Annotated in this window: 10 protein-coding genes and 1 rRNA gene; all 11 read left to right on the forward strand. The window is 60.5% G+C overall.

Annotated features, from left to right (window positions below; genetic code table 11):
• Window positions 1–167: 167 nt before the first annotated feature.
• Window positions 168–280, forward strand: a 5S ribosomal RNA gene (gene rrf, locus HS961_RS11675).
• 84 nt (window positions 281–364) lie between these two features.
• Window positions 365–1,105 carry a 16S rRNA pseudouridine(516) synthase gene (locus HS961_RS11680; protein WP_182322129.1) on the forward strand — a complete coding sequence of 247 codons (741 nt, stop codon included), beginning with the start codon at window positions 365–367 and terminating at the stop codon, window positions 1,103–1,105.
• A 164-nt stretch (window positions 1,106–1,269) separates the two neighbouring features.
• Window positions 1,270–2,205, forward strand: a complete 936-nt coding sequence (locus tag HS961_RS11685; RefSeq protein ID WP_182328238.1) for a YncE family protein — start codon at window positions 1,270–1,272, stop codon at window positions 2,203–2,205.
• A gap of 38 nt (window positions 2,206–2,243) precedes the next feature.
• Window positions 2,244–3,074 carry a polysaccharide deacetylase family protein gene (locus HS961_RS11690; protein WP_182322131.1) on the forward strand — a complete coding sequence of 277 codons (831 nt, stop codon included), beginning with the start codon at window positions 2,244–2,246 and terminating at the stop codon, window positions 3,072–3,074.
• Between the two features lie 68 nt (window positions 3,075–3,142).
• Window positions 3,143–4,162 carry a sterol desaturase family protein gene (locus HS961_RS11695; protein WP_182322133.1) on the forward strand — a complete coding sequence of 340 codons (1,020 nt, stop codon included), beginning with the start codon at window positions 3,143–3,145 and terminating at the stop codon, window positions 4,160–4,162.
• A gap of 81 nt (window positions 4,163–4,243) precedes the next feature.
• Window positions 4,244–5,152 (forward strand): EI24 domain-containing protein, encoded by a 909-nt coding sequence (locus HS961_RS11700; RefSeq protein ID WP_182322135.1) that lies wholly within the window; start codon window positions 4,244–4,246, stop codon window positions 5,150–5,152.
• A gap of 391 nt (window positions 5,153–5,543) precedes the next feature.
• On the forward strand, window positions 5,544–6,959 hold the full coding sequence (glnA, locus tag HS961_RS11705) for a type I glutamate--ammonia ligase (RefSeq protein ID WP_182322137.1): 1,416 nt from the start codon (window positions 5,544–5,546) through the stop codon (window positions 6,957–6,959).
• A gap of 248 nt (window positions 6,960–7,207) precedes the next feature.
• Window positions 7,208–7,735, forward strand: coding sequence for a hypothetical protein (locus HS961_RS11710; protein ID WP_182322139.1), 528 nt, complete (start codon window positions 7,208–7,210; stop codon window positions 7,733–7,735).
• 31 nt (window positions 7,736–7,766) lie between these two features.
• The gene (gene glnL / locus HS961_RS11715) at window positions 7,767–8,840 is read left to right on the forward strand and encodes a nitrogen regulation protein NR(II) (RefSeq protein ID WP_182322141.1); all 1,074 of its coding nucleotides are present in this window, start codon (window positions 7,767–7,769) and stop codon (window positions 8,838–8,840) included.
• Window positions 8,841–8,907: 67 nt separating this feature from the next.
• Entirely contained in the window at window positions 8,908–10,464 is a 1,557-nt protein-coding gene (gene ntrC, locus HS961_RS11720) for a nitrogen regulation protein NR(I) (RefSeq protein ID WP_182322143.1), read from the forward strand.
• Between the two features lie 132 nt (window positions 10,465–10,596).
• Window positions 10,597–11,523, forward strand: a complete 927-nt coding sequence (locus HS961_RS11725) for a hypothetical protein (RefSeq protein WP_182322145.1) — start codon at window positions 10,597–10,599, stop codon at window positions 11,521–11,523.
• The last annotated feature ends 151 nt before the right edge of the window (window positions 11,524–11,674 follow it).

Here is an 11,674-nt window from a genome sequence, read left to right on the forward strand (position 1 = left end):
TGGACACGAGAGTGTTACAATCCCATCCTTCAAGTCGGCGCAATCAAATAAAACGCTGATAGCAACCCGCCCCAAAAGCAGGTTGCCGACTCTATGAATTCGCTTCGAAAGCAGCAATGCCCTGATCGACCGATCAGCGCAAAGCCGCCAAGGAGCAAAAAGTTATGCCTGATGACCATAGCAAGTTGGTACCACTCCTTCCCATCCCGAACAGGACAGTGAAACGACTTCGCGCCGATGATAGTGCGGATTCCCGTGTGAAAGTAGGTCATCGTCAGGCTTTTATACTGATCAACCCCTCTGCTCTACCGAGTAGAGGGGTTTTTCTTTTTCTTAACGCGGTGATGGGTTTGAAGGGGTTGTGATGCAGTTGCAGGATATGTTGTATTCGCAGGGTTTTGGTATTCGCCGCGTGTGCTCGGGTTTGGTGCAGCAGGGTTGGGTGCAACTCTGGGATGTGCAGACAAGTACCTGGGTTTCCGAGACCGATTCCACGGCTGACGTCGAGCCCGAAGGGCTGCGCTTCAAGGTGCAGGGTGTGGAATGGGAATACCATGCGCTGGGCTACATCTTGCTGAACAAGCCTGCGGGCACCGAGTGCTCGCAAAAGCCGTCGGCGCATCCCAGCATTTACAGTCTGCTGCCGCTGCCGCTGCGCATCCGCCCCAACAAGAATGCCATTCAGGGGCTGCAAGCCGTGGGTCGCTTGGACCAGGACACCACCGGTATGCTGCTGCTGAGCGACGACGGGCAATTCATCCACCGCATGAGCTCGCCCAAAAAGCATGTGCCCAAGCGCTATCAAGTGACAGCCAAGCACGCGGTGACGGAGCAACAGGTCGAACGTTTGTTGGCGGGCGTGGTGCTCGATGACGACCCCAAGCCTGTCAAAGCCGCCGCCTGTGTAAAGACGGGCGAGAACACCCTGGATTTGACCCTGACTGAGGGCAAGTACCACCAAGTCAAGCGCATGCTGGCTGCAGTGGGTAACCGGGTTGAGGGTCTGCACCGGGCACAGATTGGCGGTTTGGTGCTGCCCGATGATCTCCTGCCTGGCGAATGGCGTTGGCTCAAGGCTGAAGAACTCGCCTTGCTCAAACCCTGAGCTTTTCTGAACAAGTGTGGCTTTGGCGCAAGCTGCACGATTAATTACATCACCGATAGGGCTGCGGCTGCGCTGAAATTTGTGGTGCGCGGCTACACTCGCAGCGTTACTTGTAGGAATAGCTCGTGAAGCCTCTCGTTTTTGCCCGTTCTCTGATCGCGGTGATGGCCTTGGCGGCCACTGCGGTGCATGCAGCCAATCCCATTTTGGTGCTCAATTCGCTGGATGCCAGTATCAGCGTCATTGACCCTGCGACCTGGAAAGAGGTTAAGCGCATTCCTACGGGCAAGGAGCCCCACCATCTGTACCTGACGCCGGACAGCAAGTCGGTGATCGTGGCCAATGCGACGGGTGACTCGCTGACCTTTGTGGACCCGAAGACGGCCGAGGTGCAGCGGGTCATTCAGGGCATTTCCGATCCCTACCATCTGCGTTTTTCTCCTGATATGAAGTGGTTTGTGACGGCGGCTAACCGCCTCAACCACATTGACATCTACCGCTGGGATGGGCAAGAGCCCAAGCTGGTCAAGCGCATTGCCACGTCCAAGACGCCAAGTCACCTCTGGATCGATAGCAAGAGCCAGACGATCTACTCGACCATGCAGGACAGTGACGAGCTGGTGGCTATCGACATCGCAACGCAGACCATCAAGTGGCGCACTCAGACGGGGAAAATGCCCGCCGATCTGTATGGCAGCCCGGACGATAAACTGGTGTTTGTGGCGCTGACCGGCAGCGATGGTGTGCAAGTGTTTGATGTCAGCGGTGCCGAGCCCAAGCTGGTTAACACCATCAAGACGGACAAGGGTGCGCATGCCTTCCGCGCGACGGGTGATGGGCGCCATCTGTTTGTCAGCAACCGGGTGGCCAATACCATCAGCAAGCTCGACATGGTGAGCCAGACCGTGGTGGATCGCTATCCCGGTCCTAGCGGCCCCGACTGCATGGATGTGAGCCCGGACGGCCGCTATATCTACCTCAGTTCGCGCTGGGCGGGCAAGATGAGTGTGATTGATACGGTGGAGCGCAAGGTGGTGAACCAGGTCAAGGTCGGCAAATCGCCGCATGGCATCTGGGTGCTGGACCACGCACCGCGCTAGCGCATTCTTCAGTCGGTAGCAGAGGGGATCGCCACGCTATGCACAGCAAGTTTTTCTGGCTTCTGGCCGCCAGTTTGGGGTGTGCTGCTGCATTTGCCCAGCCTGCTTTTTCTGCGCCTGCCGCTTCGGCACCTCCTGAGGGCAGTTGCAGCAAGCCCATCTATCTGACCTTGGACACCGGCCACATGGGTGTGGCCAACCAGATCGCCGAGGTGTTGCGTAAAACGCATGTGAAGGTGACCTTCTTTGCCGCCAACGAGCGCACCAAAGAGGGTGATGGCAGCCTGGGGGACTACTGGGCTCCTTGGTGGCATGCACGCGCAGCAGAAGGCCATGCCTTTGCGTCGCACACCTGGGACCACACATACTGGCGTGCCGATGTGAAGGGGGGTGCCGGTGCGCAGCCCCGATTCAAGGTGCAGCCTTCACAAGGCCCACAGGCCGGCAAACGCTTTGAATGGACTGCTGCACAGTATTGCGCGCAGATCCAGCAAGCTGAGGACCGTTTAGCCAAGATCACCGGGGTCAAGCCGCTGCCGCTTTTCAGGGCGCCAGGCGGTAAAACATCGCCGAGCCTGATTGCGGCCGCCAAAAGCTGTGGCTACGCGCACGTTGGCTGGTCGCCCGCAGGCTTTCTTGGGGATGAGCTGCCCAGCGAAAAATACCCCAATCAACAGCTGTTGGACAAGGCGCTTCGCGACATTCGCCCCGGCGATATCTTGCTAGCGCACCTGGGCATCTGGGACCGCAAGGACCCCTGGGCACCGGCGGTGTTGCAGCCTTTGATTGAAGGCTTGCAGGCCAAGGGTTTTTGCTTTGCCACCTTGCGTGAGCACCCGCAGTACAAAGACTGGATTCGTCAGCATTGATGCCTTGGGCGAGGTGCTGAGGCACCTGGTCGCTCCTGGGTCTTCAGGCACTCCTTGTAGAAAAGACCATGGAATTTCTCAGCACACTTTTCGACAACGCGCAGCAGTGGCTGTTTGAGCAGCTGCTGCAGCCGCTGTTGTTCAACCTGGGTCTTGCCAGCTATCTGGAAGATGGCTATGCCGCGGCAGGCTGGTTCTTGGTGGGTTGTCTGCAGATCGTCATCATGGTGCTGGTGATTGCGCCTTTGCAACGCTGGCGGCCGGTCGAGCCGGTGACCGACCGGCATGCGATCCGGGTGGACATGCTCTACACCCTGATCCACCGCCTGGGCCTGTTTCGCCTGGCCCTTTTCTTCACGATTGATCCGCTGTGGGACATGGTGGTCGGTGCGCTGCGCTTGCAAGGCTTTGAGACCTGGCACCTTGATGCGCTCTGGCCCGGGGTCACCGATCTGGGCTGGGTCAGCCTGCTGATCTACCTGGTGGTGTTTGATTTTGTGGCGTACTGGGTCCATCGCGGTCAGCACCAATTTGTCTGGTGGTGGCGGTTGCATGCCTTGCACCATTCCCAGCAACAAATGACGATGTGGAGCGACAACCGCAACCACTTGCTCGATGACCTGGTGCATGACAGCATTCTGGTGTTCGTTGCCGTGCTGATCGGTGTCGCACCTAGCCAGTTTGTGGCGATTGTGGCCATCACCCAGCTGAGCGAAAGCCTGCAGCATGCCAACCTGCGCCTCTGGTTTGGCCGCTGGGGTGAGCGGCTGTGGATCAGCCCGCGTTTTCACCGCCGCCACCATGCCATCGGCATCGGCCATGAATCGCCTGCAGCCACGCCCGTGCCGAGCACGGCGGTGAAGGCGGGTGAGGCGGCCCCGCGTACCCGTTTGGGTGGCTGCAATTTTGGTGTGCTGCTGCCCTGGTGGGATATGCTTTTTGGCACCGCCAACTTTGAGCTACGCTATGACCCGACCGGCATACGCGACCAGGTGCAGCCCAACCGCCAAGGACAGTTGCGCAACTACGGGCGCGGCTTTTGGAGCCAGCAGTGGCGTGGCCTGCTGCGCTTGCTGGGCCGGGCCTGAGCCCCGATCGACTGCATTGCCAACCAGCCGGTCTTGCGTTCACGATGCGACCGGCGATTTGACACACAAGGAGTATTTCCCATGCCCCAAGGGTCTCCAGGCTCTCGCCTGATGTTCGATGCATTCTGGCGTGCGGCGGCCTATTGCTTCCGGCCGCGCGTGATGCTGCTGTCCCTGCTGCCTCTGGCCGTCATGCTGGTCGCTTTGGGCGGTTGGAGCTATTTTTACTGGTCAGGTGCAGTCGCCACCATGCAGCATTGGGTGGAGACGATTGGCTGGCTGCGCACTGTGTTCAGCTGGTTTGGCGGCAGCGGTACGGAGGGGTTTGCCGCGACCATCGCCCCTTTTGTTGTGCTGGTGCTGATCACGCCGGTGGCTGCCGTGGTCGCGCTTCTGGTGATCGCTTTATTGATGACGCCTGCCTTGGTCAACATGGTCACTGAGCAGCGCTTTGCCAACCTGGAGAAAAAGCGGGGCACTGGCTTGGCCAGCAGCATCGCTTGGGCCCTGAGTACCTCTTTGGTGGCCATCGTGGCCTTTGTGGTCACCATGCCGCTGTGGTTGATCCCGCCTTTGGTGCTGATTGTGCCGCCGGTCATCTGGGGCTGGCTCACTTACCGGGTGATGAGCGTCGATGCGCTGGCCGAACATGCGAGCAAGGCGGAGCGCGACAGCCTGCTGCAACGCTACCGCTGGCCGCTGCTGATGATGGGCATCATCTCGGGCTATATCGGCATTGCGCCGAGCGTCGTCTGGGCCTCGGGCATGGTCTTCACCATTGGCTTTGTGGTGCTGATACCCATTGCCGTGTGGATCTACGCGATTACCTTCGCGTTCTCCTCGCTATGGTTCATCCATTTTTGCCTGGCTGCGCTGCAGCAGCTGCGTTTAGAGAAGGGCGATTCTGGTGCGAAGGCGGTAGTGCCTGATGCCGTAGTGCTAAGCCAAGACAATGCCGGATTCTTGCCAAGTACTTCCGCACCTAAATAGCAACCGGAGGCGAAGGGCGTGGGGGGCTGTAGTGCCAACCTGGCACAGCGCTCGCATACTTGATGCACCAATAAAGTGCATAAATGCCTATTTTGGTGCGTCCTCGCCATGCCGGCAAAGTGGCGCCTGATTCGCACCATATTGGTGCCATCGGCATGGTGCGAGCTTACGTCTTCGAGGATCTGAACAGATGCCTGCAAAATCCTCGGGGCCCCTTATCGGCGTAGGCCAAAAGCGGGGTACAGTCAGGCTTTGGGCAAAATTCGGTTACGGCGGCCTGCTGCCAAACTCGTATTTTCCAGTCGGCATGGGTTTGTCATAAAACTGGCACGTAAACTGCTTTAGTCTTGCGACAGCCCCTTTTTATTCACGATTTCCTTTGGAGCATTAGATGGCCAAGAGCGTTGCAGATGTGATGAGCATGTTGGACGAGAACGAGGTCAAGTTCGTTGATCTGCGTTTCACCGATACCCGTGGCAAGGAACAGCACGTTACGGTGCCTATCTCGCACTTTGACGAAGACAAGTTCACCTCCGGCCATGCATTTGATGGCTCCTCCATCGCTGGCTGGAAAGGTATCGAAGCATCCGACATGCTGCTGATGCCCGATCCCAACACCGCCAACATCGACCCGTTTTTTGACGAAACCACGATGTTCCTGCAGTGCGACGTGATCGAGCCGGGTGATGGCAAGGCCTATGACCGCGATCCACGTTCCGTGGCCAAGCGCGCTGAAGCCTACCTGAAGGCATCGGGCCTGGGCGATACCGCCTACTTCGGTCCAGAGCCAGAATTCTTCATCTTCGACGGCGTGCGTTGGAGCACCGAGCCGAACAACCCCTTCTTCGACATCGAAGAATACGAAGCGCCCTGGAACAGCGGCTCCAAGCTCGACAATGGCAACCGAGGCCACCGTCCTCGCGTCAAAGGCGGCTACTTCCCCGTGCCTCCCGTCGACAGCACCCAAGATATGCGTGCTGAAATGTCCCTGCTGCTTGAAGCGCTGGGCATCCCCGTCGAAGTGTTCCACCACGAAGTGGCAGGCGCTGGCCAGAACGAACTGGGCACCCGCTTCTCCACCCTGGTCGAGCGCGCTGACTGGACCCAGGTGCAAAAGTACGTGATCTGGAACGTGGCCGACACCTATGGCAAGACGGCAACTTTCATGCCCAAGCCATACTCTGGCGACAACGGCTCGGGCATGCACGTGCACCAATCCGTGTGGAAAGATGGCAAGAATCTGTTCGCCGGTGACGGCTATGCTGGTCTGTCCGATTTCGCGCTGTACTACATCGGCGGCATCATCAAGCACGCCCGCGCACTGAACGCCATCACCAACCCTGGCACCAACAGCTACAAGCGCCTGGTTCCTGGTTTCGAGGCTCCCGTGAAGCTGGCTTACTCGGCCAAGAACCGTTCGGCATCGATCCGCATTCCTTACGTGAGCAATCCCAAGGGCCGCCGCGTGGAAGCGCGCTTCCCCGATCCACTGATGAACCCCTACCTGGGCTTCGCAGCGCTGCTGATGGCCGGTCTGGACGGCGTGGAAAACAAGATCCATCCTGGCGAAGCCGCCACCAAGGATCTGTACCATCTGCCACCGGAAGAAGACAAGCTGGTGCCTACCGTGTGCCACAGCCTGGACCAAGCGCTCGAAGCGCTGGATGCCGACCGTGCCTTCCTGACCAAGGGCGGCGTGTTCAGCGACAGCATGCTGGACGCCTACATCGAGCTGAAGATGGGCGAAGTCACCCGCTTCCGCCAAGCGGTGCACCCTGTCGAATACGACATGTACTACTCGCTGTAAAGTACCTCAGCCAGGCATCTACTGCCTGGCGCGAGGTTCAAAGCGACCTGCCAACCGTCCAAGGTGGCAGGTCGTTTTTCATGGGAAATACTGTGGACAGGGCCTGCCCTGGCTGCGAGGAATCTGTAACAGCCGGAACTGTTCGGCGGGATCGGCCTCCTTTGTAGCTACACTGCGGGTTGCAGAGGGTCCTTGAGGGGCTGCCACGGACATACTGGCACAGTGGAGCGAACGGGCGAAACGGGGTTATGCATACAAAGTTGTTGTTTTTGATGGTGGCAGTGGCATGTGCGCAAGGCGCTGTGGCGCAGGATCGCATTTATCGCTGTGGCAATGAATACACCAACGATGCGGGCAAGGCACGGCAAAAAGGCTGCGCCGTGGTGGAAGGCGCCAACGTCACCATCGTGCAAGGCACCCGCCCGCATACCTCCGCCGCAAGCCCGGCGCCCGCACCCAATGCACCCGCTGCTGCACCGCGCCCGGCGCGTGCCCCCGCAGCTGCCACACCCGCACCACGCTCTGCCACCGCTGAAGGCCGCGCACGTGATTCCGATGCGCGGCTCATCCTGGAGACCGAGCTGAAAAAGGCCCAGGACAAAAAGATCACCTTGGCGCGCGAATACAACAATGGCGAGCCTGAGAAAAATGCGCTGGAGATGCGCAACCCCGCGTTCTACACCAAGCGGGTAGCCGATCTCAAGCAGGAAATCGGGCGCAACGACAGCGATATAGCGGGCATCCAGCGCGAGCTCCAACGCCTGCCGGCCCCATAATCAAAGCTTCTACTTTTCTGGGTCCATCCCCATGTCTGAGCTCAGTGCCATGGATCGTGAATGGCAGGCGCTGGAACACATCGCAACCTTGGTTGCGGTGCTACGTCTGGATGGCGCGGCAGTACGCGTCAATGCTGCGCTGGAGAACGCGCTAGGCGTCTCGCGCAAAAGCATTTTGGGCCACTACTTTGGTGGCTTTTTTCAAGATGACGAGCTGATCCACAAGGCCCTGGTCGATGCGCGTGCGCAGCGCTTTTCATCGCTGCGCTTTGAGGCGCAGCTGCGGCGTAGCCTGCAAGATGCCTTCCCCGTACATTCCAACCTCTCCTGGTGGGAAGAGGAGCAGACCATTCTGGTGGAGCTGTGGCCGCTGGAGCAGCAGGTGCGCCAGGACCGCGAGGAGCGCGTGCGCGAGCAAGCCTTGGCCAACAAGGAACTGATCCGCAACCTAGCCCATGAAATCAAGAACCCCTTGGGTGGCATACGCGGCGCAGCCCAGCTGCTGGAGCTGGAGCTGCCCGATGCCCAGCTCAAGGAATACACCGACGTCATCATCCACGAGGCAGACCGCCTGCAGGCGCTGGTCGACCGTCTGCTCGCTCCCCATCGCCATCCGCACACGGTGGGCGATGTCAATATCCACGAGGTCTGCGAGCGGGTCTGCCAGCTGGTGCTGCTGGAGTACCCGCAGGGCCTGCGCATCGAGCGCGATTACGACACCTCGCTGCCGGAGATCCGGGGCGACCGCGAGCAGCTTATCCAAGCCTTGCTGAACATTGTGCAAAACGCCGCACAGGTGCTGGTGCCGCAGATGGCGCAGGACAATGCGCACATTACCTTGCGCACCCGCATCGCCCGGCAACTCACCTTGGGCCGTAAGCGCCACAAGTTGGCACTGGAATTGCATGTCATCGACAACGGTCCTGGCATTGAGCCGGACATCAAGGAGCGGATTTTCTACCCCTTGGTGACCGGGCGTGATGGTGGTACGGGCCTGGGTTTGCCTTTGGCGCAAACCTTTGTGCAACGTCACGAAGGTTTGATTGAATGTGAGAGCGAACCCGGGCGCACGGATTTCCGCATCATGCTGCCGTTGACAGACTAGGGTGCAGATCGCTCCCTAGCTGCAGGACCTCGGTACGTAGAACTGTAAGGGTAGGGTGATAGCGACAATGAAACCAATCTGGATAGTGGATGACGACCCGTCGATCCGATTTGTACTGGAGAAGGCGCTGGCTCGCGAACAGCTGCCCACGCGCAGCTTTGTGCACCCCAAGGAAGTGCTGGAAGCCTTTGACAACGTGAGCGACCAGGCGCAAGGCCCTTCGGTGCTCGTCAGCGACATCCGCATGCCCGGCGGCAACGGCCTGCAACTGCTCGAACAGGTGCATGAGGACCATCCGCAGCTGCCGGTGATCATCATGACCGCCTACTCGGATCTGGACAGCGCCGTCTCGGCCTTCCAGCGCGGTGCTTTCGAGTATTTGCCCAAGCCCTTTGACCTGCCCAAGGCCGTGGAGCTGATCAAGCGCGCGGTGCAGCAAAGCGAAAGCCAGGCGCCCGAGTTGGCCCATGCCGCAGGCGGTGGAGAAATGCTCGGCCAGGCGCCTGCGATGCAGGATGTGTTCCGTGCCATCGGCCGCCTGTCGCAAAGCAATGTCACGGTGATGGTGACGGGCGAATCCGGCTCGGGCAAGGAGCTGGTGGCGCGTGCGCTGCACAAGCACTCGCCAGTTGCTGGTGGTCCCTTTGTGGCCATCAACACCGCCGCCATCCCCAAGGATTTGCTGGAGAGCGAGCTGTTTGGCCATGAGCGTGGTGCCTTTACCGGCGCGCAAACCCAGCGCCGGGGCCGCTTTGAGCAAGCCGAGGGCGGGACCTTGTTTCTCGATGAAATCGGCGACATGCCGTTTGACCTGCAAACCCGCCTGCTGCGTGTGCTGTCTGACGGGCATTTCTACCGCGTCGGCGGCCATGTGCCGGTCAAGTCCCATGTGCGCGTGATTGCCGCCACCCACCAGAACCTGGAAGACCGGGTACACAAGGGCGTGTTCCGCGAGGACCTGTTCCACCGCCTCAACGTCATCCGCCTGCGTCTGCCGCCGCTGCGCGAGCGCAAGGAAGATATTCCCATGCTGGCCCGGCATTTTCTGGCGGCCAGCGCCAAGCAACTGGGGGTGGAGCCCAAACAGCTGTCGGAACCGGCATTGGCCCAACTGGCCCAGTTCGCCTTCCCGGGCAATGTGCGGCAGCTGGAGAATATCTGCCACTGGATCACGGTGATGGCGCCGGCGCAATGGGTGTCCGTGCAAGATCTGCCGCCTGAAGTGCTGCAGGCCACGCCGGCCGCTCCGCTGGTCACCTCCAGCACGCCCAGCGCGGCCCAGTCCGTACATGCCCCGGCGCAGGAATACAGCCACCGGTCTGCTGCCCCGGAGACGTCCGCCACCCAGCCCGCCGTGTCCATGCCCGTCCACGGCACGGCCAGCACGGCGGCGCAGCCGGGTGATTGGGAGAGCGATCTGGCCAAGGAGGCCGATGCCCTGCTGCAGTCCGGCAGCACCGAGGTCTGGGATGTCCTCAGCCGCCGCTTTGAATCGCAGCTGATCAAAAGCGCCCTGGCTGCCACCCACGGCCGCCGCATGGAAGCGGCCCAACGCCTGGGCATTGGCCGCAACACCATCACCCGCAAGATCCAGGAGCTGGGGCTGTCTGCCAGTGATGATTAAGACGATATCGTCTTGATGCTCCGATAAACCGCCGCCCTCCAAGGCGGCGGTTTTGCTGACAGCCACCGGCCGTGGATGCGGTTTGAACCGTGCCACAATGGCTCCTTACCTGTCTGCCCGGTGGTGCAACCCATGCAAAAAATGACGTCGGTTTTTTCGGCCCAAGCCTACCGCAACTCGCCCGAGCGCATTGGCCGCCAGCGCTCGGCGCTGCTCAATACCTTGCGGCTGGCAGCATCCACCGCCAATGGCATGGCCCAGTTGGCGGGCGACGCACTGCACGGCGCGATGGCCGGCGGCCTGCCGCCCAAGGCCAAGGCCTTGTGGGGCAACCCGGCGCGGGAAGACAGCTACTGGCGCAGCCACTACCAAAGCATGGATTTTTATGTGGCTGGCCAGCCCTTCGAGGCTTACCGCCCCGCGCTGGCCTTGGGCTGGTATGCGGCGCAGCGCAACCCCTCGGGCTTTGATGCGCTTGCTACCCAGCTGGAGGTGCAGTGGCAGCATGTGCGCGGCAGCAATCCCATGGACTGGGCCGAGGCCAGCCACATTGCGCGTGCGGCCTATGACCACGCCATCAGCGGCCTGCAAGGCGAGCAACTCTCCGCCGCCCAGGTGCAGCATGCGGTGCGCGTATTGCAGCAAGGCCTGGCTGATTGCGAGGAATGCCTGGTGGCGGGTAGCGAACAGGCCCGGGCCATTGCGCTGCGCAGCCATTTGTATGCGCTGGCTGAGCAGTTCCGCACGATGGACTGGCAGCTGCAGGATGTGCAACTGCAACTCGCGGAGCCCAGTCCCCTGGTCGAGCGGCCCGGGCTGAGCGCCGCCGGCCGCATGCACCGCCGCTGGACGGAGTTCAAGCAGCGGGCCAACCTCAACAGCGACAGCGATCTGATTGCCGAATGCAATCTCTGCATGGTGGTGGTGGCCGAGCGCTACCAACGGGTGCTGGAGGCCGCGCTGCCGCTGGATGTGCGGCCGCTGCTGCAAACCCATGCACAGCAGCTGCGCCGCTACACCGATGAGCTGCAGCACATGCAGGATGCGCGAGCACGTTAAGAACCTTTTTTAAAGAGTATTGAATAGCTAGTTACAAATCTTCTATTCAAAAGTGGATACGCCGCCTGGCGAGTCGCCTGCTCCCTGCTGCCAGCCCCTTCGCCATCTGCAGAATTTTCCCGTGAAATGGGAAAAAACCACCATGTATGCG

The organism is Comamonas piscis (assembly GCF_014109725.1).
GTDB lineage: Bacteria > Pseudomonadota > Gammaproteobacteria > Burkholderiales > Burkholderiaceae_C > Comamonas > Comamonas piscis.

Coding starts and splice junctions, on each gene's coding strand:
- glnA (WP_182322137.1), top strand. CDS start 5,544: ATGGCCAAGAGCGTTGCAGATGTGATGAGCATGTTGGACGAGAACGAG.
- HS961_RS11700 (WP_182322135.1), top strand. CDS start 4,244: ATGCCCCAAGGGTCTCCAGGCTCTCGCCTGATGTTCGATGCATTCTGG.
- ntrC (WP_182322143.1), top strand. CDS start 8,908: ATGAAACCAATCTGGATAGTGGATGACGACCCGTCGATCCGATTTGTA.
- glnL (WP_182322141.1), top strand. CDS start 7,767: ATGTCTGAGCTCAGTGCCATGGATCGTGAATGGCAGGCGCTGGAACAC.
- HS961_RS11695 (WP_182322133.1), top strand. CDS start 3,143: ATGGAATTTCTCAGCACACTTTTCGACAACGCGCAGCAGTGGCTGTTT.
- HS961_RS11725 (WP_182322145.1), top strand. CDS start 10,597: ATGCAAAAAATGACGTCGGTTTTTTCGGCCCAAGCCTACCGCAACTCG.
- HS961_RS11685 (WP_182328238.1), top strand. CDS start 1,270: ATGGCCTTGGCGGCCACTGCGGTGCATGCAGCCAATCCCATTTTGGTG.
- HS961_RS11710 (WP_182322139.1), top strand. CDS start 7,208: ATGCATACAAAGTTGTTGTTTTTGATGGTGGCAGTGGCATGTGCGCAA.
- HS961_RS11680 (WP_182322129.1), top strand. CDS start 365: ATGCAGTTGCAGGATATGTTGTATTCGCAGGGTTTTGGTATTCGCCGC.
- HS961_RS11690 (WP_182322131.1), top strand. CDS start 2,244: ATGCACAGCAAGTTTTTCTGGCTTCTGGCCGCCAGTTTGGGGTGTGCT.